Raw genomic sequence first — 23,313 nt, 5'->3', positions numbered from 1 at the left:
TCGGGTGGCGCGCCGGATCAGGACGCCGGGTAGGGGGAGTCGGCGAGCAGCCGGGCCAGGTGGACGGCGTTGGCGGCGAGCGCCTTCGTCGTCGAGGCGACGGCCTCGGGTGTCTCGTCCAGGTCCTGGTAGTCGGTGCCCTGCATGGCCTCGCCCACCCAGTACGTGACCGCCTGGGCCGCCAGCGAGAAGCCGACGTCGTTCAGCCCCTGGAAGACGTCCGCGCTCACCTTGTGCGCCCCGTCCTCGTTGCCCACGACGGCCACGGCGCCCACCTTCCCGTAGACGAGCGGGCGCCCCTCGTCGTCGGTCTCGGAGGACTCGGCGTTCAGCCGCTCCAGGACCCGCTGGCAGACGCTGGAGGGGTGGCCGAGCCAGATGGGCGTGGCGATCAGGAGGATGTCGGCGGCCAGGACCTTCTCCCGGATCGCGGGCCAGGCGTCACCGTCCCCCAGGTCCACGCCGATCCCCGGCCGGACGTCGTGGTCGGCCACCCGGACGATCTCGCCCCGCACTCCGTGGCCCTCGAACGCGGTCATGACCTGCTGGGCGAGGTGGTGGCTGCTGGAGGGCTCGGGGGAGGAGTTCAACGTACAGACGAGGGCGAGTGCGCGCATGACGGGGCGTCTCCTTGGGAGTGGGGTGCGGGGGGAAAGGTGCCGGTCGGTGGGCACGGCTGCACTGGTGCCCCGTCAGGCCCGGCCGTACGCACCGGCACCGCGGAATTCCCCGAAAGGAAGTGGTCCGGAATTTCCGGTGGCCCACACGTTCCCGTTTGAACCCCCGCTCACGTTTCCGTTTGAACCCCCGCTCAGGGGTACACGGCGCAGATCCCCCTGTGCCGCCCCGAGAGGAATGCCATGTCCGGAGATCCGCGCAAGAACATATTCGTCATCGGAATGGACGAGGCCAACCGCCGCACCCTCGAAGCCGTTCCGGACGCCGACCGCCACCGGCTCCACCCGCTGCTCACCATCGAGGAGTTGCAGGAGGGCCAGGTCACCGTCGACGAACTGCTGGGCCGGGCCCGCGCCGTGCTCGACGCCCACGAAGGCAGCGTCGACGCCATCGTCGGCTACTGGGACTTCCCGGTCAGCACCCTCGTCCCCCTCCTCAGCAAGGAGTACGGGACGGTCAGCACCAGCCTCGAATCCGTCGTCAAGTGCGAGCACAAGTACTGGAGCAGGCTGGAACAGCGGAAGGTCACGGACGCCTACCCCCGCTTCGGCATGGTCGACCTGGAGAGCGACGATCCGAGGCCCCCGGAGGGCCTGCGCTTCCCGATGTGGGTCAAGCCCGCCCTCGCCTACTCCTCCGAGCTGGCGTTCGGCGTCGCGGACCTGGATGAATTCCGGTCGGCGGTCGCGGAGATACGCGAGGGCATCGCCCGGGTCGGAAAGCCCTTCGAGGCCGTTCTCGGTCTTCTGGAACTCCCGCCGGAAATGGCGGGCGTCGGAGGCCAGGTCTGTCTGGCCGAGGAGGCCATGACCGGTATCCAGGTGGCCGTCGAAGGATATGTGCACCAGGGCGAGGTCACCGTCTACGGCGTGCTCGACTCCATCAACTACCCCGGCTCCTCGTCCTTTCTGCGCCACCAGTACCCCAGCACCCTCCCGGCCCCGGTGATCCGGCGGCTGCACGAGGTCAGCGAACGCACCATGCGGCAGATCGGCATGGACCGGGCCACGTTCAGCATCGAGTACTTCTACGATCCGAGGACCGCCGACATCCGGCTGCTGGAGATCAACCCCCGGCACTCCCAGTCGCACGCGGAGATGTTTCATTTCGTCGACGGGGTGCCCAACCACCACCGCATGTTCCGGCTCGCCCTGGGCGGCGACCCGGCCGTCCCGCCGGGCGGTGGCCGCTACCGGGTGGCCGCCAAGTGGTACTACCGCTGGTTCGGTGAGGGCCGTGTCCACCAGGTGCCGACCGCCGAGGAGATCGCCGCCATCGAGCGGGACATCCCGGGCGTCCACATCGACCTGGTCCCCGCCGAGGGCCAGCGGCTCTCCACCGTCCGGGGCCAGGACAGCTACAGCTACGAGGTCGCCCACATCTTCACCGGCGGTGACGACGAGGACGACCTGCGCCGCAAGTTCGACGCCTGCGTCGCCGCCCTCGGCCTCAGCTTCGACGAGACGGAACCGGGCGGGCGCGGCCGGAATTCTCCGTGACACCCCGGGCAGCCGCCCCCGCCGGACCCGACGACAGGAAGGACCCTGCCACCCGTATGCGTTACGTCGAGCAACTCCCGTACGAGATCGAGGAAGAGAACCACGTCACCATCACCATGGCGGACGGGGTGCGCCTGTCCGCCCGGATCTGGCGGCCCGTCTCCTCCGGCCGGGAGCCGGTCCCCGCGGTCGTCGAGTGCATCCCGTACCGCAAGAATGACCTCACCTCCACCCGGGACGCCATCCACCACCCGTACATCGCGGGCCACGGCTACGCCTGCGTACGCGTGGACCTGCGCGGGACCGGGGAGTCGGAGGGCGTCCTGCTGGACGAGTACCTGGAGCAGGAGCAGCGCGACGCCGAGGAGGTGCTGGCCTGGGTCGCCGCCCAGCCCTGGTGCGACGGGAACACCGGCATGACGGGCATCTCCTGGGGCGCCTTCGCCGCGCTCCAGACGGCGGCGCGGCGGCCGGAGAGCCTGAAGGCCATCGTCATCGCCTCGTTCACGGACGACCGGTACGCGGACGACATGCACTACCTCGGCGGTGCCATGCTCTCCGACAACCTCGCCGAGGCCGGCACGATGTTCGCCTACGCCACCTGCCCGCCCGACCCCGAGGTGGTGGGGGAGCGGTGGCGGGACATGTGGCGGGAGCGGCTGGAGGCCGCCCGCCCGTGGGTCCTGGAGTGGCTCCGCCACCCGCATCGCGACGCCTACTGGCAGCACGCCTCACTCAGCGAGGACTACACCCGGCTCAAGTGCCCCGTCCTCGCCTCCAGCGGCTGGGCGGACGGCTACTCCAACGCCGTCACCCGCCTCCTGGCAGGCGCCGACGTGCCCCGCAAGGGCCTCATCGGCCCCTGGTCCCACAAGCTGCCGCACCTCGGCGAACCCGGCCCCGCCATCGGCTACCTCCAGGAGGTCGTCAGGTGGTGGGACCACTGGCTCAAGGGCATCGACAACGGGGCCATGGACGGGCCGATGCTCCGTGCCTGGATGCAGGAGAGCGTGCCGCCCTCCACGTCGTACGAGGAGCGCCCCGGCCGCTGGGTGGGCGAACCCTCCTGGCCCTCGCCGCACGTCGAGGAGGTGGTGCACCCGCTGCGGGGCTCCGCCATCGTGACGGCCGAGGAGGCGGAACCCGCCGCCGTGCCCGGCCGTACGCGTACGGTCCGATCCCCGCTCTCCGTCGGCCAGTTCGCGGGCAAGTGGGCCTCCTACAACGCCCCGCCCGACCTGCCCTACGACCAGCGCGAGGAGGACGGCGGCTCCCTCGTCTACGAGAGCGAACCGCTCACCGAACGGGTGGAGATCCTCGGCTCGCCCTCCGTCGGCCTGGAGGTGGCGGCCTCCGCCCCCGTCGCCCAGGTCACCGCCCGGATCTCCGACGTGGCCCCGGACGGCCGCGCCACCCGGGTGACGTACGGTGTGCTGAACCTGACCCACCGGGAGAGCGACGAGCACCCCCGGCCGCTGGAGCCCGGCCGCCGCTACCGCGCCCGGATCACCCTGAACGGGGTCGCCCAGGCGTTCCCGCCCGGGCACCGCATCCGGCTCTCCCTCTCGACCTCGTACTGGCCCCTGGTCTGGCCGGCCCCCGAACCGGCCCTGCTGACGGTCCACGGCGAAGGCGCCGCGCTGACCCTGCCGGTACGCCCCACGGACGAGCCGGACGGCATGCCGCAGACGGCCTTCGGTGAACCGGAGGGCTGCCGCCCGCCCCCCGTCACCCGGCTCACCGAGCCCGAGCAGGCGTGGAACGTCTCCAGGAGCCTGGTGGACTACCGCTCCGCCCTCGACATCGTGAAGGACCGGGGGCTCCAGCGGTACGAGGAGAACGGCATCGAGGTCGGGCTGCGGGCCTGCGAGAAGTACACCTCCGTCGCCGACGACTTCTCCTCCCCGAGCGGCCGGTCGGCGTGGACGATGACCTTCTCCCGGCCCGGCTGGGACGTACGGGTCGAGACGAGCACCGTACTGACGGCGGACGCGGAGGAGTTCCGTGTCGACGCGACCCTGGACGGTTACGAGGACGGCCGCCGGGTCTTCTCCCGCACCTGGAACGAGACCGTCCCCCGCAACCTGGCCTGAGCCGTCCCCGCGCCGTCAGGGGCCCTCCCCCTCGGCGCGGACCCGGACGGTCTCCAGGGCCGGATCGGCGGTGTCGGGCACGTTCATGCCCGCCGCGACGCCCGAGCGGAGGTAGCGCAGCAGCGGCTCCGTGATCCGCTCGCCGGGCAGGACGGCCGGGATGCCGGGCGGGTAGGGGGTCATCATCTCGGCCGCGACCCGGCCCGCCGCCCGCTCGGCCGGCACGTCCTCGGTGCGGGAGAAGTAGGCGTCGCGGGGCAGGCACACCTGGTCGGGGCGGAGCTCGTCCGGCGTGGGCACGTGCACCTCGGGGGCGGGGCGGAGGGTGCGCGCGTCGCGGGACAGGCCGCGCAGGGCCGTCAGCAGCCGCTCGGCGGTGCCCGCGTCGTCGGCGTGGGTGAACTGGGCGCTGATCCGGCGGTGGTCCACCAGGTGCATGTCGATACGGTGGTGCTCGCGCAGCCAGTCGGCGGCCCGGTAGCCGGTGGTGCCTAGCCCGGTGATGTCGATGATCACCGGCAGCGGGTCGAACTCGGTGGCCGCGCCAGGACCGCAGAAGTCGTCCTCCCCGTTGACGTGCATCCCCTCGATCTCCTCGATGCGCTCACGGACCGACCGGGTCAGCTCCAGGGCCCGGGAGAGCAGGCGGTGCCCGTCCAGGGCCATCTGGCGGCGCCAGCCGTCGATGCCCGCGTACAGCAGCACGGACGGACTGGTGGTGCCCAGCAGATCGGCGCGCGATGCGAGGGTGCCGGGGTCCACCAGACCGCCCTGGAGATGGAAGACCGAGCCCTGTTCCAGGCCGCTGCCCATCTTGTGGATGCTGGTGACACAGATGTCGGCGCCCGCGTCCATCGCCCAGGACGGCAGCTCCGGGTGGAACGGCAGATGGGCGCCCCACGCCTCGTCCACGATCAGCGGCCTCGACCGCCGGTGGCACACGTCCGCGATCGCGGGCAGGTCCGCCGCCGTACCGTACGGGGTCGGGCTGGTGACCAGCGCGCCCCGGGCGTCCGGGTGCGCGGCGAAGGCCCGCTCCACGGACGCGGCCGACGGCGGATGGGCCAGATGCCGTTCCGCGTCCCACTGCGGCTCCAGCCAGACGGGCTCGACGCCCGAAAGGATGAGCCCCGCGATCACGGACTTGTGGGCGTCCCGGCCCACCAGGAGCTTCTCGTGCGGGGCGGCGACGGTGAGCATGGCCGCCTTGACCGAGAGCGAGCTGCCGCAGGTGGAGAAGAAGGTGTGCTCCGCGTGGACGGCGTCGGCCATGAGCTCCTCGGCCCGCCGGAGCACGGAGGACTTCTCCCGGCGGTCGTCCAGCCCGCCCGTGGCCAGGAGGTCACCGAAGAAGACGGCGTCGCCGAGCACCGCGCGTACGGCCGGATCGGCGCCCCTGGCCTGTTTGTGGCCGGGCGGCGAGAAGCCCAGCTCGTCCCGGTCCTGGTAGGCGGCGAGAGCATCGAGAACGGGTGCTTCGTGATGGTTTGCTGCCATTCCCGATGCCTTCCCGGGCTCGCCACCGGCCAATCAGGCCAGGCCATGGCAGGGGCAGGTCAGGGCAGCGGGGTGCCGCCGGTGGCGTTCATGATCTCGCCGGTGATGAACGAGGCGTTCGCGGAGGCGAGGAAAACATAGGCGGGCGCCATCTCGGCGGGCTGCGCCGGGCGCCCCAGCGGGCTCTGCTTCCCGAACTCCGCGGTGTCCGGCAGGGTTGCCGGGATGAGCGGCGTCCAGACGGGCCCCGGGGCCACCGCGTTGACGCGGATGCCGTCGGAGGCCAGCATCTGGGCGAGCCCCTGCGTGAACGTGACGATCGCGCCCTTGGTCATGGCGTAGTCCAGGAGGTGGGGGCTGGGCTTGTACGCCTGCACCGAGGTGGTGTTGATGACCGACCCGCCCGCCGGGATGTGGGGCAGGGCGAATTTGGAGAGCCAGAACATCCCGTACAGGTTGGTCCGCACCACCCGGTCGAACTGCTCGGTCGAGATCGCGGAGATCCCGTCCGGCTGGGACATCTGGTACGCCGCGTTGTTGACCAGGACGTCGATCCGGCCGAAGTCGGAGACGGCCCGCTCGACGAGGGAGCGGCACTGCTTCTCGTCCCGGATGTCGCACACGACGGGCACGGCCCTGCGGCCCGCGCCTTCCACCAGGCGGGCGGTCTCCCGGGCTTCCTCCTCCTCTTCGGGGAGATGGGTGAACAGCACGTCCGCGCCCTCGCGTGCGAAGGCCAGGGCGACCGCACGGCCGATGCCGGAGTCACCCCCGGTGATCACGGTCCTGCGGTCGGTGAGGAGGCCCGAGCCCCGGTAGGAGTCCTCGCCGTGGTCGGGCGGCGGGTCCATGTCCCCGGTGCGGCCGGGAGGCTCCTGGTCCTGCTGAGGGAAGTCGGGGCGGGGGTGGAGGCGGTGGGGGTCCTGCGGCTGTTCGCTCGTCATGGGCTGCCTCTCTGCTCTGTACGGGCATGGCCCCGGGGCGTCGTGGGCCGGGCGGTGCCCGGCCCGGACGGCCGCCCCGGCTGTCACGGATGGTCGGGCTGCTGCTCCGGCGGTGTACCGCCGCCCGGGCCGCCTCCCTTGCCGCCCTTGTCCGTACCGTGGGCGCGGCCGCTGCCCCGGGGCGTCCCCGGCTGCCTGGCCTTGAGCTCGGCACTGTCCTGGGGCGTGGCTCCGCCCTTGTCGCTGCGCCGCTGTTCCGGCTGTTGCGGGTTCGCCATGACGAACGCTCCCTCGTTCCGTGGGGGTCGGATGGTCACCACAGACCGGGTGCCCTTCCCGGCCTGACCGAAACACCCCTTTTGGCCGGTACGGCTCCCTCAGGAGCCCCAGTGTCCCGGCCGCCGCAGGGCCGCCGGAATCCTGGTCGCCGTGTCGCCCCGGGCCGCGTTCAGCTGCGGCTGGGTGAGGAAGAGCGCGCCGGTCAGATCCGCGCCGCTCAGGTCCGTGTCGCGCATGTCGGCGCCGATCAGGTCGGCTTCGCGCAGATCGGCGCCGGAGAGGTCGGCGGCGATCAGGCAGGCGCCGCGCAGGGTGGCTCCGCGCAGCTTCGCGCCGCGCAGCCGGGCGCCCAGGAGGTCGGCGCCCCGGTGGTTCCTCTTTTTGCCGGGGACGGCGGCGCGGGCCAGTTCACTGGCCCGCAGGAGGTGGGTGTTCACCTCCGCGCGGAGCGCCGGTACGTCGGTGGCGAGGAGGGCTTCGGCGGTGTCCCGGGTCAGCGCGTCGAGCCGGTCGTAGGCGCGGCGCAGCTCGTGGTGGGCCGCCTTCGCCGCCGGGAGGTCCAGGGCCTCGGCTGTGTACCGGAGCAGTTCGTGCAGCTGCCGCACCACGGGGAAGACCTCGTACATCGTGCGGGCCGACTCCGGCTCCGTACGCCAGCTGCGGCCCCCGAAGGTGACCTGGGAGACCTTCTGGCCCGCCCCGAAGCAGTCGAACACCGTGCAGCCGGGGTATCCGCGCTCGCGCAGCCGGGCGTGGATACCGCAGCCGAAGTCCTCCTGGAGGTTGCCGCACGGGGTCCCCGCCGCCTTGTCCGCGCCGAAGTCCGCCGAGCGGGCGAAGGGCAGCGCCACGCAGCACAGGCCGAAGCAGCTCCCGCAGTCGGCCCGCAGGTCGGGGTGGTCGGCGTGCGGGGCGGTGGGCCGGGACAAGGCGGTGGCTCTCCTGGGTGAGGCGGGCGGATGCTCCTGGCCATTGTCGCCCGGAGGTGCACGGGCCCCGAGCGCGGGGGAGGGGCGGGTGAGCCGTGTCTCACCCGGGCCCGGCGACTTGTCTATGCAACTCGTTGCATAGAAGGATCGCGGTATGGCGCTCGAACACGCGATTCTCGTCTCCCTGCTGGAGAGACCCGGCTCCGGCTATGAGCTGGCCCGCCGGTTCGAGCGGTCCATCGGCTACTTCTGGACCGCCAGCCACCAGCAGATCTACCGCGTCCTCGCCCGGATGGAGGCCGACGGCCGGCTCACCGTCCGCGAGGTCGAGCAGCAGGGGCGGCCGGACAAGAAGGAGTACTCCGTCGCCGGGCCCGGCCGCGCCGCCCTCGCCGAGTGGCTGCACAAACCGATCGAGCCCGAGAGCCTCCGGCACGACCTCGCCGTCAAGATCCGGGGCGCCGCCTTCGACGACCCGGCCGCCCTGGTCCGCGAGGTCGAGCGCCACCGGCAGGCTCACCGGGACCGCCTCGCCCACTACCTCGCCGGAGAGGTCCGCGACTTCACCGGGCCCGAGGCGTCCGTGCCCCCGGACGCGGGCCAGGAGCTCCAGCACGTCGTGCTGCGCGGCGGCATCGCGTACGAGCGCATGACGATCGCCTGGCTCGACGACGTACTCGACACCCTCCACCGGCTCGCCGGTCCACCGCCGGGCCCCGGCGCCTGACGGCACCGGCCGCCACCTCCGTACCACCGAAACCCTCAACCCTCCCTCCTGGAAGGCGATCTCCATGGCTGAGTCCGCGTCCCTGCTCTTCAACCCGCGCACCTACGACCCCGAGCACTTCGACCCGGAGACCCGCAGGCTGCTGCGCGCCACCGTCGACTGGTTCGAGGCGCGGGGCAAGCGGCGGCTGATCGAGGACTACCGCTCCCGAGCCTGGCTGGCCGACTTCCTCGCCTTCTCCGCGAAGGAGGGCCTGTTCGCCACCTTCCTCACCCCGGCCGCCGCCGCGAAGGAGACGGACCGGCGCTGGGACACCGCCCGGATCGCCGCCCTCAACGAGATCTTCGGCTTCTACGGGCTCGACTACTGGTACGCCTGGCAGGTGACCATCCTCGGCCTCGGCCCCGTCTGGCAGAGCGACAACGCCGAGGCCCGTGCCCGGGCCGCCGAACTCCTGGACCAGGGTGAGGTGTTCGCGTTCGGCCTCTCCGAGAAGACCCACGGCGCCGACATCTACTCCACCGACATGCTGCTCACGCCCGACGGCGACGGCGGCTTCCTGGCCTCCGGCTCCAAGTACTACATCGGCAACGGCAACGCCGCCGGTCTGGTCTCCGTCTTCGGCCGCCGCACCGACGTCGAGGGCCCCGACGGCTACGTCTTCTTCGCCGCCGACAGCCGCCACGCCGCCTACCACCTGGTGAAGAACGTCGTCGACTCCTCCAAGTTCGTCAGCGAGTTCCGCCTCGCCGACTATCCGGTGGCGCCCGCCGACATCCTGCACACCGGCCGCGCCGCCTTCGACGCCGCGCTCAACACCGTCAACGTCGGCAAGTTCAACCTCTGCACCGCCTCCATCGGCATCTGCGAGCACGCGATGTACGAGGCCGTCACCCACGCGAGCAACCGCATCCTCTACGGCCGCCCCGTGACCGCCTTCCCGCATGTGCGGCGCGAGCTGACCGACGCCTACGTCCGGCTCGTCGGGATGAAGCTGTTCAGCGACCGCGCCGTCGACTACTTCCGCTCCGCCGGGCCCGACGACCGCCGCTACCTCCTCTTCAACCCGATGACGAAGATGAAGGTGACCACGGAGGGCGAGAAGGTCATCGACCTGATGTGGGACGTCATCGCCGCCAAGGGCTTCGAGAAGGACAACTACTTCGCCCAGGCCGCGATCGAGATCCGGGGCCTGCCCAAGCTGGAGGGCACGGTCCACGTCAACCTCGCGCTGATCCTCAAGTTCATGCGCAACCACCTGCTGAACCCCGTCGACTACCCGGCCGTCCCCTCCCGCCTGGACGCGGCCGACGACGACTTCCTGTTCCGGCAGGGACCGGCGCGGGGTCTGGGTGCCGTACGGTTCCACGACTGGCGCCCCGCGTTCGACGCGTACGCCGAGGTGGCGAACGTGGCCCGCTTCCGCGAGCAGGCCGACGCCCTGTGCGCCTTCGTGGAGACCGCCGCTCCCGACGAGGAGCAGAGCCGCGACCTGGACCTCCTCCTCGCCGTCGGCCAGCTCTTCGCCCTCGTCGTGCACGGCCAGCTGATCCTGGAGCAGGCCCGGCTGACCGGCCTGGACCAGGACCTGCTCGACGAGCTGTTCGCCGTCCTCGTACGCGACTTCTCCGCGCACGCCGTGGAGCTGCACGGCAAGGACTCCGCCACCCAGGCGCAGCAGGACTGGGCGCTCGGGGCGGTACGGCGTCCCGTCGTGGACGCGGCGCGTTCGGCGCGGGTCTGGGAGCGTGTGGAGGCGCTCTCGGGGGCGTACGAGATGGCCGAATAGCCCCCGTCGCTCAGGGAGCCGCGTCGCTCAGGGAGCCCCTGTCACCCGGGGGCTCCCGTCACTCAGGGATCGTCAGCCTGCGGGTGATGCGCAGCGCCGAGGACAGGAGCTGTTCCCTGATCTCGCTCGTCCGGTACATCCGGTCCGAGCGGAAGGAGATGCCGAGCGATCCGACCTGGTCACCGCTGTACACGCGTACGGCGACACAGGTCGTCCCGCGCTTGTACTCCTCCCGGTCCCTGGCGAGCGGCGCCATCGGCGGGGAGTCCAGCTCCCGGAGGAGTTCCTCGCGGCGGGTGATGGTGTGGGAGGTGAGGTCGGCCAGGGGGTGGCGGGAGAGGTAGTTGGCGCGGGCCTCCTCGTCCAGGCCGCCCAGCACGCTCTTGCCCAGGGCCGTGGCGTGCCCGGCGTCCTCGAAGCCGACCCAGAGGTCGACCCGGGGCGCCCGGGGGCTGTCCACGATCTGGAGGACCCGGATCTCCCCCTCGTCGTACAGCGTCAGGTAGGCGGCGGCGGACACCCTGTCGCGCAGCGAGGTCAGCAGGGGGCGGACGCGCTCCGTCCACGACCGGCCCCCGGGTCTGGCGTGCGGTGACAGGCTCCGGTCGGCGGGGGCGAACGCCCCGTCGTCCAGCTCCCTGAGGTAACCGTCCTCGGCCAGCGCGTGCAGGTGCTCCCCGGCCACGACCGGGGGCAGCTCGGCCTCCCGGGCCAGCTGCGCTGCGGGGGCACCCGCCGGATGTGCTCCTGCGGCCTCCAGCAACCGGAGGTCCCGCTGGACGGACACAGTGGGCTCGGCGCCGGGCTGGTCACCCATGCCACCAGCATGGACCCGGCGCCGGGGTGCGGCATCTCGGGTGGGGAAACCCGTGGTGGGCGGGGCCCGGAGGCCGGGCCGGGGTGCGGGCGGGGCGTCCGCACCCCGCCCGCACCCTCACCCGGTCATGTCACGGTGAACGCGGAGGACGTGCCCGTGAACGGGGTGATCCTCCCCAGCAGGTTCTTCGCGTCCCCGTGGTGCACGATCCGGTAGGTGCCGGGCGGGGTGTCCGCCCCGATCCTCCAGGTGACCGTGGCCTTCGACGTACCGGTCAGTCCGTTGATCCGGGTCCAGCGGTACGTGGTCTCCCAGTCACCGTCGTCCAGCACCCGCGTCCACCGTCCGTCGGCCGCCAGACGCTGGACCTCCAGGAACGTTCCGCCCCGGCGCACGTTGTTCTTCGGGTGGCCGGTGGCGAACTCGACGGTGGCCGTGGAGCCGCGCGCGTACGAGGAGGCCGGGCCGGTCAGGACCGAGCCGAACGCCTTGCCGAGCGGCGGGTTGTCGTAGACCACGCCCGTCTGGAACGTGAACTGCCGGGCCGACTCGTCCGGCGGGGCCGTGCCGCGCTCCACCGGGGTGCCCTGGCGCAGGGCGGCCGCGACCCGGGCGTACTCCTGCTGATAGGCGGGGAGCGTGTGCCGGCCGTAGAGCGTGGAGCCGCCCTCGTAGTTCTGGGTGTCGTACTCCTCCGGCGTCGTCACGTACTGGCTGTAGGCGTTGGCGTACCCCTGGAGCAGCACCCGGTCCAGCGGGACCCCCAGCTCCTGCGCCACGGTCCGGCGCACCCGGAGCCCGGCGGTGATCGTGAACTCGCCCGGGCCCGCCACCAGGTACAGCTCCCCGATCCGCATGATCTGGAGCGGCAGGATCTTCGGGGTCACCGGGTGCACGTTGCTCAGCAGACCCGTCGGGATCAGGCTCGCCTTCGGGTACTGGCAGGCCGCGAGCCAGGACGGGGTATCGATGCGCAGCGCGTCGATGATTCCGGCGACCGGGGTGCGCATCCCCTCCTCGAAGCCGGGGATCGCCGGGCCGTCCTCCACACTGCCCGCGAGCGTGGAGGCGCCCACGACGGCGGGACAGGTGCGGGCCTCCTTCCCGTCGCTCGTGTACTGACCGCGTACGGTGACGTTCTCCATGTCCACATAGGCGAGCCGGGCATCCACCCCGCCGGACACCGGCCGCGCGTCCCGGTAGACCTCGCGGGCCTTGTCGAGCTGGCGCTCACCGATGATGCGGGCGTTCTCGAACTCGTCCTCCGTGGGCCCCGATCCGGGCTTCAGATTGAGGTTCGGGGACATGTCCCCGGCGTTGGTGTTGGGGAACGCGGCGACGAAACCGGGGGTGTTGTCGAGATAGCGCACGCCCTCGTGGCCGTGCTCCCAGGCGTAGGCGGCATAGCCCTTGTTGTCCGGGCTGATCAGTGTGTTCTTGTTGGTGATCGAGGTGTTGTGGGTGGCGAACCAGCTGATCGCGCCCGCGTCCTTGTCGCCCTGCCGGAACCGCAGCACGGTCATCGCCGGGTCGATCCCGCCGGGGAAGGCCGCCCGGTCGGCCGCCGGATTGCGGTCGAACGCCTCACGGGAACGGTTGACGCTGGCGTTGGTGAGCGTGCCCGTGCCCAGGCTGATGGAGCCGGGCCGCAGATCGTCGTGGGCCTTGGCGACGGACTCCGCGATGCCGTCGACGATCGCCCGGTAGGTGCCGTTCTGGAAGCCGAGCACGGAGAGGTTGTACGCCACGTGGTGGGAGTAGCCGCCGGGGCCGGAGTGGGTGTGGGTGGCGGAGAGGAGGACGTTCTCCTCCCCGTACAGGCTGCCGTACCGCTCCTCAAGGCGGGCGAGGACGCCCTGCCGCACCGACTGGAAGATCATCGCCAGGTCGGCGTTGACGTAGACCACGCGCTTGCCGGTCGCCCGGTCGGCCACGACGTACGCGCGCGACCGCTGGCGCTGGTGGATGCCGGAGGTCTTCTGGTCGAAGCTGGAGTAGCCCATCATCCCGGTCTCGGCGGCCTCCCCGGTGACATCGGCGATGCCGCGTCCGATCAGGTAGTCCGGTTCGGCCGCGGCGGCCGGTGCGGCCGACGCGGGGGAGGGCGCGCCGAGAGCCACGGCTCCCAGGGCGGCGGCGAGTGCGAGGGCGGGGAGCCTGCGGCGGGAGCGCGGGGAGCGGCTGGGGAATGGGGGCATCGGACCTCCTGGGGCGGGAGACGTGCGGGACCCCGGGGCCCGGTCGGCGGCTCACCGACATCGGCGGGACCCGGAGCACTGCCCCGACGGTAGAGGGGTGTGACCTGCGTCGCATAGATCTCTACCGGTGGGTAAATGAGCATTCCTCAGGAACCCCGCCCGGCCTGGTGTGTTGTGCCCCCGAAAGCCGGGAATGCGCTCGGCTCAGACGGCGGGCGCGATCGTCACCTTCACATGCTTCATGATCGGCTGGTCGCTCTGGGTGCTGTAGTCGCCGAGCGCGCACAGCACGTTCATCTCGGGCATGTACCCGGCCGCACAGCCGCGCGGAATGTCGTACGGGATCGCCAGACAGCCGTTGAGACGGCGTCGGCTGCCGTCCTTCGCCGTGCTCGTGATGTCGACCGGGCCGAGCTCGGTGATACCGCGTTCGCGCATGTCGGCCCGGTTCATGAAGACGAGCGTCCGCAGGTTCCTGATGCCCCGGTAGCGGTCGTTGTCGGAGTAGATGGTGGTGTTCCACTGGTCGTGCGAGCGCATGGTGCCCAGTGCCAGCGTTGGTCTACGTCAGCACCCTCATGCTCCAAGACGTCCTCGGCGAACCCGAGTGGGCCGGCCTTTTCACGCCCGCCGACCGGCGCGGCCTGACCCCGCTGTTCTGGTCCCATGTGCGCCCGTACGGGGAGGCCAACCTCGACATGGATGCCCGTCTCAACCTCGCTGCGGCCACCGTGCCCGGCCCTCGGGCCGCGCTGGATGGGCAGCCGTCCCCGCCCCGGGGCCGGGAAAGGGCGGAGCCTTCGCAGATGCAGGCAAAGCAGTAGCAGGGCCATTGCGGACCCTGCCACCTGTGCCGGTCTACCGTGGGGACGGCGGGTTTCAGCACGATCGGGGAACTGACGGTTGTGCAGAGGCGTCCTGTGCTAACAGTTAAAGGCCATCCGTACTGCCGAGGGGGAGGGGGCGGGGGTGTCGCGACGTAGGAAGACCACGGTCATGGTGGCAGCGGTCGTGTTGACCGTGTCGACGCCGTTCTTTTGGCTGTTGGACAGCCCGGATACCGGCCAGCTGGTTGCCGCTTCAGTCCAGGGCGCCACTGGTATTGCCGCCCTGGTTTGGGCGCTGCTTCAGTCCTCAACCACCCCACAGCCTGGGGTTGTGGTGGTCGATACCGGAAAGGCCGAGGCCACCGGTGGAGGCCGGGCGTCTACGGGCGTGCGACGCCCGCAAGATGCCGGGAGTGGGGCGATTCGGGCAGAGCGAACCGGGGACGCCACTGCGGACGGGCCTGGCAGCAGCGCGAGCACGGGTATCGACTTCAGCTGACCGGGCCGGAACGGCCAGAGCGTGTGGGAGGTTTCTGTCCGATGGCACGATGGTCCAACCGCCATCCCGACCCGGACGGTGCCCCCAACGCTGGTCCCGAGGTCGCGGACCCGAAACGCGAGCCGTCGGCCACCGCCGCGGAAACCGGCGCTGCCACCGCCCGCGATGGCGCCACGGCGGTGACCGGTTACACCGGACCGGACCCAGGCACCGACAGCCCAGTACACGTAAGCCGTACGGGGGACGCTACCGCCAGCGAGGGCGGCCTGGCCGTCACCGGGTACCTGGCGATCGACCGCTTCACCCTGGTGCGGCAGGCCGCGCCGCGCACACCCGCCACCTGGCCACACCAGGTCGGCGTGATCCCACCCCGCGCCCAGTCCTTCCAGCACCGGGCCGAGGTCGACCAGTTGCGGACGGCAGTCGACAACGGGGGCACCGCGGTGCTCACCCAGGTGCTGACTGGGACCGGTGGCGTGGGCAAGACCCAGCTGGCCGCCGACTACGCCCGCACCGCCTGGGACAGCGGCGGGGTCGACGTACTGGTGTGGATCAGCGCGAGCAGCCGCTCAGCGATCACGGCCGGGTACGCGCAGGCCGGTGTGGAGGTCCTTGCCGCCGACCCCGGCGACCCTGAGCAGGCCGCGCGGGCGTTCCTGGCCTGGCTGGAGCCGAAGGCCGGCCAGAAGCCGTGCCGGTGGCTGGTCGTGCTGGACGACGTCGCGGACCCGGCCGATATACGTGGCTGGTGGCCGCCCGCCAGCCCGCGCGGGCGTGTCCTGGTCACCACACGCCGCCGCGAGGCCGCCCTGACCGGCGCCGGCCGACGCCGGGTGACTGTGGGCCTGTTTACCCCCCAGCACGCCGCCGCCTATCTCACCGCCGTACTCGCCGCGCACGACCGTCACGAGCCCACCGACCAGATCAACAGCCTCGCCGCCGACCTTGGGCACCTGCCCCTTGCTTTGGCCCAGGCCGCCGCCTACATCATCGACACCAACGTCACCTGTGCCCGCTACCGCCGTCTGCTGGCCGACCGGCTCAGGAAACTGGCCGACCTGCTCCCCGAAACCAGCGCTCTGCCCGACGACCAAGCCGTCACGGTGGCGGCCACCTGGTCCCTGTCCATCGAACACGCCGACCGGCTCCGCCCCGCCGGCCTGGCACGCCCCATGCTCCAACTCGCCGCAATGCTCGACCCCAATGGCATCCCCACCGATGTCCTGACCAGCCGCCCCGCACTCACCCACCTCGCCCGCCACCGCCCCCCCGACACCCAGCAACCGATCCCCGCGACAGCTGAGGACGCTGCAGGCGCGCTGCACGCCCTGCACCGGCTCAGCCTGGTCACCTACACGCCAGGCCAGCCTGTTCAGGTCCACGGGCTGGTGCAGCGCAGTGTGCGCGAGCAGCTTCCGCCGGAACTGCTGGCCCGGACCGTCCGGGCGGCGGCCGACGCCCTGCTCCACGCATGGCCAGAGCCGGAACGTGACTTCGCCACCGGCCAGCGGTTCCGCGCCAACACCGAGACGCTGCGGTCCCATGACGAGCACCTGCTGTGGTCGGACCACGATGTGCACGAGGTCCTGCTCCGGTTGGGCCAGAGCCTCGGCCATGCGGGGCTCTACCAGGCGACGAATGACCACTACCGGCAGCTCGCGGCCACCTCCGCGCACAAGTATGGCGCCGACTACCCCCGTACCCTCACCTGCCGCAGCAACTCCCTCCGTTTCCTGAGATTCACCGCACACCCCGCAGAGGCCGTGGCGGCGTACACGGAGCTGGCCGCGGACTGCACCCGTCTGGTCGGACCCGACGGCTTCACCACCCTCGACGCTCGCGGCGAGCTTGCAGCCGCCCGAGTCAGCGGTGGCGATCTGGCCGGTGCGCTGGCCGACTACGAGGAACTGCTCGTCGACTACCGGCGCGTCCGGGGTCCACACCACCGCAACACTCTCTCGGTCCGCTCTCGGATCGCCTTCCTACACCGCGAGAGGGGAGACGCGCCGCGCGCCGCAGCCCTGTACGAGGAGTTGCTCGGCGACTGCCGGGCATACCTTGGGCCCCTCGACGTCATGACCCTGGACGTACGCATGAAGCTCGCGCGCCTGCAGGGTGAGGCGGGCGACCCTGTCGGGGCCCGCGACCGGTTCGGGGAGATGCTGGACGAGCACGTGGCGGAGTTCGGCCGCGACGACCACCGCACCCTGGCGGTGCGGCACGAGCTGGCCGAGTGGCGTGCCGCCGCAGGAGATCCAGCCGGAGCCGCCGCCGAGCTGGCGGACATGATCGACGACGCCGTGCGAGTCCTGGGCGCCCATCACATCGACATCTCCCGTGCCCGCTACGCCCTGGGACTGCTGCGCAACGAGGCGGGAGCCGTCACCGCGGCACCGGTCGGCATGGACGAGTCGGCCCGCTTGCTGGAGCAGACCTTCGGGCCTGAACATCCGCTTGTCATCAGCAACCGCAGCTTCCTCCGGGTGTGGCAGCACGGCCTTGCGGAGAGTGATCCGGTCGCCGCCGCCGAGGTCCTGAAGGAGATGATTGCCGCCCTGCGCCCTTTTTGGGGCCCCAACCGCTCCGAGGTGCTGCTCTTGCGCAGCGTCCTCCTCAGTATCGAGGGCGTGATCGGTGATCCGGGCCAGACAGCCGAGGCGTTCGCCGCGCTGCTCGCCGACTGCCAACAGGCCCTGGGCCCCGAGCACCCCCTCACCCTGACAACCCGCGCGGAACTGGCCAACTGGCGCGGCGAAGCAGGCGACCACTCCAAGGCGGTCACCGACCTCCGCGAACTACAGGAAGACATGGCCCGGGTACTGGGCCTGCACCATCCAGAGACCCTGCGCACCCGCAGGCTGCTTGCCGAGAAGCTGCGCGAAGCGGGCGACACGGCCATGGCCATCGCGGCGTACGAGGACCTGATCACCGTGCACGGCCAAGTGCTGGGCCCGAACCACCCGGACACCCTCCGGCTGCGCAGCGACCTTGCCGACTGCCGCTCCCACGACGCGGAGGCGGAGACGATGATCCCGGTCTACCAGGAGCTGATCGCGGACTATACGCGCGCCCTGGGCCCCGACCATCCGCGTACCCTCGACCTGCGCAGCCGCCTGCTCGGCTGCCGGGCGGAGGCGGGCGACCCGGCCGGGGCGGCCGAGGCATGCCGCGAACTACTCCACGACTACCAGCGGCTCATGCCGCCCGACCATGTCGAGACACTGCCCGTCCGCGCCACCTACGCCGGACTGCTCGCGGATAGCGGAGACTTCACCAGGGCGGTCGCCGCGTACGAGGACCTGCTACCGGCAGCCCTGCGGATCGTGGGACCAGACCACCTCCTGACCCTGATAGTCCGCGGCTGTCTGGCCGAGGCGCGGACCCGCCGCGACACCGCCCCGGCCGACGGCCTCGCCGCCTTCGCCGCACTCACCGACGACTGCCTGCGCGTCCTGGGCCCCGACCACTACATCACCGTGGCTACCCGAGCCTACCGGGACGCCCTGCGCGAGTCTCACCCAGCGCTCCCGGACCTCACCTACAACAAGCTGGTGGACCAGTACGCGAAAGCCGAGCGCTCCGGCCGCGCGGCGCCCCCACCGCCAAATGATCCCGATTGCAGAGCCTGACTGCCAGGGTTCGGCTCGAAGGGGTCTCTGCCCTTTGCCAATGGTGTCTGCAAACGAATGAAGACAGCGACGGCGGGCATCCAATGACCCAGGCTTTCCGGGGCCTCGCGGTGCCGCGAGGCCCATCGGATCCGATGGTGGATGAAGACAGGGTTCGCTGACAGCTAGTTGTTCTGTCCCGGGAGGTTGTGGACGGTGAGGTACATCTCGGCTGAGGGATCTTGAAATGGGTGAGGGCCTGCCGGTTCGGTGTGGATTGCGACGTCTACACCTGACCGAAAGGCCCTCGTGCCCCACCGTAATGCACCTCTGACCGAGACCGGCCGCCTGCGTCTGGCCCGCTGCGTGGTCGAGGATGGCTGGCCTCTTCGACGCGCGGCAGAACGCTTCCAGGTCTCGCCCACCACGGCCCAGCGGTGGGCCACCCGCTACCGGGCCACGGGCGAGGCCGGCATGAGCGACCGCTCCTCCCGCCCGCACCACAGCCCGCGCCGGACCGCGACCCGAACCGAACGCCGGATCATCAAGGTCAGAGTCCTGCGGCGCTGGGACCAGCCCGCATCGCGCACCTGCTGAACCTGGCCCCCTCGACCGTGCACCGGGTCCTGACCCGCTTCGGCCTGGCCCGCCTGAAGCATCTGGACCGGGCCACCGGCCGCGTCATACGCCGCTACGAACACGACCGCCCCGGCGAGCTGGTACACGTGGACATCAAGAAACTCGGGAACATCCCCGACGGCGGCGGCCACAAAGTCCTGGGCCGCCCGGCGGGCCGCAGGACCAGGTCCGGTGTCGGCTACCAGTACATCCACACCGCCGTCGACGACCACTCCCGCCTGGCCTACAGCGAGATACTCACCGACGAGAAGAAGGAAACCGCCACCGCCTTCTGGCAGCGGGCCCACGCCTACTTCACCGGCGTCGGAATCACCGTCGAACGCGTCCTGACCGACAACGGCGCCTGCTACAAGTCCCACACCTGGCGCGACACCCTGGCAGCAGCCGGGATCGCCCACAAGCGAACCCGGCCCTACCGGCCCCAGACCAACGGCAAGGTCGAACGCCTCAACCGCACCCTGCTGGACGAATGGGCCTACGCCCGTCCCTACCGCTCAGAACAGGAACGACGCGACGCCTTCCCCGCCTGGCTGCACACCTACAATCACCACCGCGGACACACCGCGCTCGCAGGCAAACCACCCGCCACCCGCGTCCCCAACCTCACAGGGCAATACAGCTAGTGCTCTGACCGGGAAGGTTTGCCGGGTGTGGGCAGGCGAAACTCCGTACGGACGCCTCTGCCGGCGGATAGCGTCATGTCCAGGGTGAAGGGGGATTCGTGATCATGGCAGAGCGTGCGGTTCCGTCTCGCGTGGTGGCCGCGGAGCGTGTCGCCTCCGAGGCGGGTTTCAAGAAGAGCTGCATCCCCGAGGTGGGCAGGTTGCTCAGGCTGGCCGCTGCTGCGAAACCCCACGGAGTCATTGCGGAGAGCGGCACCGGCTCGGGCGTGGGTACCGCCTGGCTGCACAGCGGGCTTGGCGCCGGTGCCCGCTTGGTCACCGTGGAACGGGACGAGGAGCTTGCGCGTCGAGCGGCTGGTGTCTTCGCGGACGACGACCGCGTCAGCGTCCTCACCGGGGACTGGCGGCTGCTTGAGCAGCACGCTCCCTTCGATGTCTTCTTCTGCGACGGCGGAGGCAAGCGTGACGACCCCGAGCAGGTCGTCGAGCTGCTGGCTCCCGGTGGCCTTCTCATCCTGGACGACTTCACCCCATCGCCCCATTGGCCGCCTCGTTTCGGCGGCGAAGTCGATGAGCTCCGCCTGTTCTACCTCACTCATCCGGCCCTGGACGCCACTGAAGTTCTCACAACGCCCGCCAGCTCAGCGGTTGTTGCGGCACGCCGCCTCTAGCGAGGAAGGCGTGGACCGTTCTTGATCACGCCGCGAGGGCTGGTCTGCCGCCCCAGCGGATGCCCTTCTCGCTGCGAATGCGGGCGCGTTCCTTGCGCTGTGCGGCGAGGACGTCGGGGTGGCGGGCGTTGGCGTTGCGCCAGCGCAGGTAGCGGTGCAGTGACTGGGTCTGCGCGGGATGGCTGCGGTGGTTGGAATTCGCCAGGGTGAACTGCCGCAGCGGGCCGAAGTGCGCCTCGATCGGGTTGGCCCAGGACGCATAGGTCGGGGTGAAGCACAGCTCGACCTTGTTCTTCTTCGCCCAGCGGCGGATGTCCGCACCGGTGTGGGCGGAGAGGTTGTCCAGAATGATGTAGATCGGGGCGCCGTCAGACCGGGCGGCGCGGATCGACTTCAGCGCGGCCAGCGTGTTGGCGGTGCCTTTGCGGCGGCGGTTGACGCCCCACAACCGGTCGTCCCCGACGGAGTAGCAGCCGTGGAAGTAGGTCACGCCGTGCGTGCGGCGGTAGGTCGCCGGCAGACGGTCGGGCTTGCCCTGCTTCGCCCAGCAGGAGCCTCCGGTGGGCCGGATCCCCAGCGGCCCGAACTCGTCGAAGGCGAAGACCCGGTCCGGGAAGTGCTCCAGGACGTGCTCGATGCGGTCGAGCTTGGCGTCGCGCTCGGGGTCGGGCGACTCCTTCCATGTCTTGGTGCGCTGGAAGGTGATGCCGCGGCGCCGGAGCAGGCACCGTAAGGCTTCACGGCCTATGCGGATGACACGTCCGTGCACTTTCCGCAGGTAGGCGGCGAGTTTGCGGATCGACCAGCGGGTGAAGGGCTGGCCGAGCTTCGCGGGGCGGGTGGCGGCCGTCTGGACGACGAAGTCCTCGTCGTCAGTGCTGAGCAGGCGGGGACGGCCTCCCGCCCACTGAGGGTCCAGGCAGGCCAGGCCCATCTCGTTGAACCGGTGGATCACATCCCGCACCGTGTCCTCATCGGCCTGGACCAACTGGGCGATCACCGGAACACGGTTCCCGCCCGCCGAGGCCAGCAGCATCATCGCACGCCGGTAACGCACGGAGCTGGTACTTCCCCGGCGCACGATCTGCTGCAGCTTCTGCCCTTCCTGGTCGGTCAGTCTGCGCACCCGCACAGGCTCAGCCACCACACCTCCAGCGGTCGGAACGGACGTCACCCGCCCATCCAACCGCTCCAATCGCCAACCCGGCGAACCTTCCCGGTCAGAGCACTAGGGTCGGATGCGACCACCACAACGGGGAGCGGCATGGCCAACCTGGTCTACAAGCGGGTGTCGACCGACCAGGAGTCGACCGACCGTCAGGACCTTGTCCTTACCGAGGCCGGGATCGAGGACCCGGTCGTCTTCGAGGGACAGGTCGGCACCTCCAGTCGCCTCCACCCGTTGGAACGGCCGAAGTTCAGCGAGTTGCTCACGTACGCGCGGCCGGGCGACACCGTGCACATCTCCGATATGTCCCGCCGGGGCGAGGCACCGGGCACATCCTCGACGTGCTCGACGTCCTCCACCGCGACCGTCTCGCCCTGTGCATCCACGACGGCGCGTTCTCCGCGATGGACCTCACCGCCCCCCCCCGCGCACCGGAGAGTTGCTGTCCACCGTGAAGTTCATGGTGCAGACCCTCGCCGCCGCCGGCGAACTCCAACGTGACCTCCGGCGCGAGCTGACGTACGACGGGCTGCGGGCCGCGGAGGCGAAGGGCAACAAGGGCGGGCGTCGCCCCGCAGTCCCCGCCGACAAGACCGACGCCTTGCGCAGCGCATACCTGGAAGGCCAGTCCATCGCCGCCCTCGCCCGCGAGCACGACGCCGGCCGCGGCGCCATCCGCACCGCTGTCGCCGACCTCCTGCGCGAGCGCACGGCCGCCGACCTCGGCGCCCCGGTCCTCAAGCTGCCAGTCACCCTCGACATGCCGGGCAAGGTCGCCGACTTCCTCCGTGCCGCCGAACTCGACGACGTCGAGCGTGCCGCGCTCGACCAGGGCGTGACAGCACGACGCGGCCAGGGGTACACCCTGCGCGTCAGCGCCATCCCGGCGGTACACCGCCAACTCCTCGACCGCTGCCAGTACCTCGACGGCACCCAGGGCATCCCGGTCGTCCCAGCTCAGCGTAAGGCCCGTCGCGAGTACGAAACCCGCGTCAGCGCCCTCGTGGAGTGATCACCGCCGTTTGCGGCTGGTGACGGAGTTCTTACCGGCACCCCTTCATGCCGACCGACAGGTGGACCATGCTTATCAAGTCCTCCACGGAGGTGGACTGCACACCCTTGCGCTGATGGCCCTTCTCGGTCCGGCCCAGGCAGGGCAGGATCAGGGCCCGGAGGCCGTGGACGAGGTGGCTCCGGTTCAGCTTGGTGCTCACCTGGGCGGTCAGCTCGCAGGAGCGCAGCGCCGCCCAGGGGACCGGGGTGCCGGGCCGTCTGCCCGTCTGCCCGTCCGTCTGTCCGCCGCTCCGCCGAGGAGACCACGCCCTTGAGCTACCCGCCCCGCCGCCCGATGCTCTCCGCCGTCCCCCCGGCTCGTCGTCCCGGCGGTCCTCGGGGACGTCGTCGGCGTGGCCACCGGGGCGCTGACCCACGCCCCGCTGGGCATCCTGGCCGGGACCGCCGCCGCCGAGGCGATCTTCGTCGTGGCCGGGTGGCTCGCACTCTGGCCCATGGACGCGGCCACCACCCACCACAACGTCCGCCGCGAGGAGTTCCGCCCCGTCCTCGAGGAACTGGTCGTCGTCGCGGCGGACGTACGCGGGCTCGTCGGCATCGTGGTGCTGCTCCTGACCGGCGACTCCGACCTGAGCCACGCGGCGGCGGCCACCGCGCTGGGCGGCGTCTTCACCGCCTGGGCCTCGCTCCACCTGATGTACGCCACCCGGTACGCGTACCTCTACTACCTGCCCCCCGAGGGCGGTATCGACTTCAACATCCTGGCCACCACCATCAACCTCGTCACCGGGATCGTCACGGGCTGACGCGCGCG

General features: G+C 71.0%; 17 protein-coding genes and 4 pseudogenes. 11 read left to right on the top strand and 10 right to left on the bottom strand.

Features of this window, described 5'->3' with window-relative positions; all coding sequences use genetic code 11:
* Positions 1–17 precede the first annotated feature (17 nt).
* Complete coding sequence (locus B7C62_02250) at positions 18–617, bottom strand: NADPH-dependent oxidoreductase (GenBank protein ARF71204.1); 600 nt, start codon at positions 615–617, stop codon at positions 18–20.
* A 243-nt stretch (positions 618–860) separates the two neighbouring features.
* On the opposite strand from B7C62_02250, the gene B7C62_02245 reads away from it, so the two are divergent.
* Together B7C62_02245 and B7C62_02240 are read left to right on the top strand one after the other, a co-directional pair.
* Positions 861–2,177 carry a biotin carboxylase gene (locus B7C62_02245; GenBank protein ID ARF71203.1) on the top strand — a complete coding sequence of 439 codons (1,317 nt, stop codon included), beginning with the start codon at positions 861–863 and terminating at the stop codon, positions 2,175–2,177.
* 56 nt (positions 2,178–2,233) lie between these two features.
* A complete protein-coding gene (locus tag B7C62_02240; protein ID ARF71202.1) occupies positions 2,234–4,270 on the top strand; it encodes a peptidase S15 in 2,037 nt (678 codons plus the stop codon).
* Between the two features lie 15 nt (positions 4,271–4,285).
* On the opposite strand, the gene B7C62_02235 is transcribed toward B7C62_02240, so the two are convergent.
* The 4 genes from B7C62_02235 to B7C62_02220 all read right to left on the bottom strand — a co-directional run bounded on the left by B7C62_02235 (position 4,286) and on the right by B7C62_02220 (position 7,919).
* Positions 4,286–5,767, bottom strand: coding sequence for an ornithine decarboxylase (locus B7C62_02235; GenBank protein ARF71201.1), 1,482 nt, complete (start codon positions 5,765–5,767; stop codon positions 4,286–4,288).
* A gap of 59 nt (positions 5,768–5,826) precedes the next feature.
* A complete protein-coding gene (locus B7C62_02230; GenBank protein ARF71200.1) occupies positions 5,827–6,711 on the bottom strand; it encodes an NAD(P)-dependent dehydrogenase in 885 nt (294 codons plus the stop codon).
* 83 nt (positions 6,712–6,794) lie between these two features.
* On the bottom strand, positions 6,795–6,989 hold the full coding sequence (locus B7C62_02225) for a hypothetical protein (GenBank protein ID ARF71199.1): 195 nt from the start codon (positions 6,987–6,989) through the stop codon (positions 6,795–6,797).
* Positions 6,990–7,088: 99 nt separating this feature from the next.
* A complete protein-coding gene (locus B7C62_02220) occupies positions 7,089–7,919 on the bottom strand; it encodes a hypothetical protein (GenBank protein ID ARF71198.1) in 831 nt (276 codons plus the stop codon).
* 154 nt (positions 7,920–8,073) lie between these two features.
* On the opposite strand from B7C62_02220, the gene B7C62_02215 reads away from it, so the two are divergent.
* On the top strand, positions 8,074–8,646 hold the full coding sequence (locus B7C62_02215; protein ID ARF71197.1) for a PadR family transcriptional regulator: 573 nt from the start codon (positions 8,074–8,076) through the stop codon (positions 8,644–8,646).
* 64 nt (positions 8,647–8,710) lie between these two features.
* Positions 8,711–10,435, top strand: a complete 1,725-nt coding sequence (locus B7C62_02210; GenBank protein ARF71196.1) for an acyl-CoA dehydrogenase — start codon at positions 8,711–8,713, stop codon at positions 10,433–10,435.
* Positions 10,436–10,493: 58 nt separating this feature from the next.
* On the opposite strand, the gene B7C62_02205 is transcribed toward B7C62_02210, so the two are convergent.
* The 3 genes and pseudogenes from B7C62_02205 to B7C62_02195 form a co-directional block, all read right to left on the bottom strand.
* Positions 10,494–11,252 carry a transcriptional regulator gene (locus B7C62_02205; GenBank protein ARF71195.1) on the bottom strand — a complete coding sequence of 253 codons (759 nt, stop codon included), beginning with the start codon at positions 11,250–11,252 and terminating at the stop codon, positions 10,494–10,496.
* A gap of 125 nt (positions 11,253–11,377) precedes the next feature.
* On the bottom strand, positions 11,378–13,450 hold the full coding sequence (locus B7C62_02200) for an alkaline ceramidase (protein ARF71194.1): 2,073 nt from the start codon (positions 13,448–13,450) through the stop codon (positions 11,378–11,380).
* Positions 13,451–13,654: 204 nt separating this feature from the next.
* Positions 13,655–14,008: pseudogene (locus B7C62_02195) on the bottom strand (hypothetical protein).
* Positions 14,009–14,028: 20 nt separating this feature from the next.
* Here B7C62_02195 and B7C62_02190 point away from each other — a divergent pair.
* The 5 genes and pseudogenes from B7C62_02190 to B7C62_02170 all read left to right on the top strand — a co-directional run bounded on the left by B7C62_02190 (position 14,029) and on the right by B7C62_02170 (position 20,317).
* On the top strand, positions 14,029–14,274 hold the full coding sequence (locus B7C62_02190) for a transposase (GenBank protein ARF76945.1): 246 nt from the start codon (positions 14,029–14,031) through the stop codon (positions 14,272–14,274).
* A 172-nt stretch (positions 14,275–14,446) separates the two neighbouring features.
* Positions 14,447–14,776 carry a hypothetical protein gene (locus tag B7C62_02185; GenBank protein ID ARF71193.1) on the top strand — a complete coding sequence of 110 codons (330 nt, stop codon included), beginning with the start codon at positions 14,447–14,449 and terminating at the stop codon, positions 14,774–14,776.
* 359 nt (positions 14,777–15,135) lie between these two features.
* Positions 15,136–18,405 (top strand): tetratricopeptide repeat protein, encoded by a 3,270-nt coding sequence (locus tag B7C62_02180; GenBank protein ID ARF76944.1) that lies wholly within the window; start codon positions 15,136–15,138, stop codon positions 18,403–18,405.
* 288 nt (positions 18,406–18,693) lie between these two features.
* Positions 18,694–19,646: pseudogene (locus B7C62_02175) on the top strand (IS481 family transposase).
* 98 nt (positions 19,647–19,744) lie between these two features.
* Positions 19,745–20,317 (top strand): transferase, encoded by a 573-nt coding sequence (locus tag B7C62_02170; GenBank protein ARF71192.1) that lies wholly within the window; start codon positions 19,745–19,747, stop codon positions 20,315–20,317.
* Positions 20,318–20,342: 25 nt separating this feature from the next.
* On the opposite strand, the gene B7C62_02165 is transcribed toward B7C62_02170, so the two are convergent.
* Positions 20,343–21,491, bottom strand: a complete 1,149-nt coding sequence (locus B7C62_02165; GenBank protein ID ARF71191.1) for an IS630 family transposase — start codon at positions 21,489–21,491, stop codon at positions 20,343–20,345.
* A 90-nt stretch (positions 21,492–21,581) separates the two neighbouring features.
* On the opposite strand from B7C62_02165, the pseudogene B7C62_02160 reads away from it, so the two are divergent.
* Positions 21,582–22,497: pseudogene (locus B7C62_02160) on the top strand (resolvase).
* 43 nt (positions 22,498–22,540) lie between these two features.
* Here the strand turns inward: B7C62_02160 and B7C62_02155 are convergent.
* Positions 22,541–22,726, bottom strand: a pseudogene (locus tag B7C62_02155) (hypothetical protein).
* A gap of 165 nt (positions 22,727–22,891) precedes the next feature.
* On the opposite strand from B7C62_02155, the gene B7C62_02150 reads away from it, so the two are divergent.
* Entirely contained in the window at positions 22,892–23,305 is a 414-nt protein-coding gene (locus B7C62_02150; protein ID ARF71190.1) for a hypothetical protein, read from the top strand.
* Positions 23,306–23,313: the final 8 nt, after the last annotated feature.

Source organism: Kitasatospora albolonga (assembly GCA_002082585.1).
GTDB classification, from domain to species: domain Bacteria; phylum Actinomycetota; class Actinomycetes; order Streptomycetales; family Streptomycetaceae; genus Streptomyces; species Streptomyces stephensoniae.
This window is presented reverse-complemented; position numbering and strand designations above follow the sequence as displayed.

What these genes read in the sequence shown, in the direction of transcription:
- B7C62_02250 (ARF71204.1), bottom strand. Translation starts at nt 617, where the DNA reads ATGCGCGCACTCGCCCTCGTCTGTACGTTGAACTCCTCCCCCGAGCCC.
- B7C62_02245 (ARF71203.1), top strand. Translation starts at nt 861, where the DNA reads ATGTCCGGAGATCCGCGCAAGAACATATTCGTCATCGGAATGGACGAG.
- B7C62_02240 (ARF71202.1), top strand. Translation starts at nt 2,234, where the DNA reads ATGCGTTACGTCGAGCAACTCCCGTACGAGATCGAGGAAGAGAACCAC.
- B7C62_02235 (ARF71201.1), bottom strand. Translation starts at nt 5,767, where the DNA reads ATGGCAGCAAACCATCACGAAGCACCCGTTCTCGATGCTCTCGCCGCC.
- B7C62_02230 (ARF71200.1), bottom strand. Translation starts at nt 6,711, where the DNA reads ATGACGAGCGAACAGCCGCAGGACCCCCACCGCCTCCACCCCCGCCCC.
- B7C62_02225 (ARF71199.1), bottom strand. Translation starts at nt 6,989, where the DNA reads ATGGCGAACCCGCAACAGCCGGAACAGCGGCGCAGCGACAAGGGCGGA.
- B7C62_02215 (ARF71197.1), top strand. Translation starts at nt 8,074, where the DNA reads ATGGCGCTCGAACACGCGATTCTCGTCTCCCTGCTGGAGAGACCCGGC.
- B7C62_02210 (ARF71196.1), top strand. Translation starts at nt 8,711, where the DNA reads ATGGCTGAGTCCGCGTCCCTGCTCTTCAACCCGCGCACCTACGACCCC.
- B7C62_02205 (ARF71195.1), bottom strand. Translation starts at nt 11,252, where the DNA reads ATGGGTGACCAGCCCGGCGCCGAGCCCACTGTGTCCGTCCAGCGGGAC.
- B7C62_02200 (ARF71194.1), bottom strand. Translation starts at nt 13,450, where the DNA reads ATGCCCCCATTCCCCAGCCGCTCCCCGCGCTCCCGCCGCAGGCTCCCC.
- B7C62_02190 (ARF76945.1), top strand. Translation starts at nt 14,029, where the DNA reads ATGCTCCAAGACGTCCTCGGCGAACCCGAGTGGGCCGGCCTTTTCACG.
- B7C62_02185 (ARF71193.1), top strand. Translation starts at nt 14,447, where the DNA reads ATGGTGGCAGCGGTCGTGTTGACCGTGTCGACGCCGTTCTTTTGGCTG.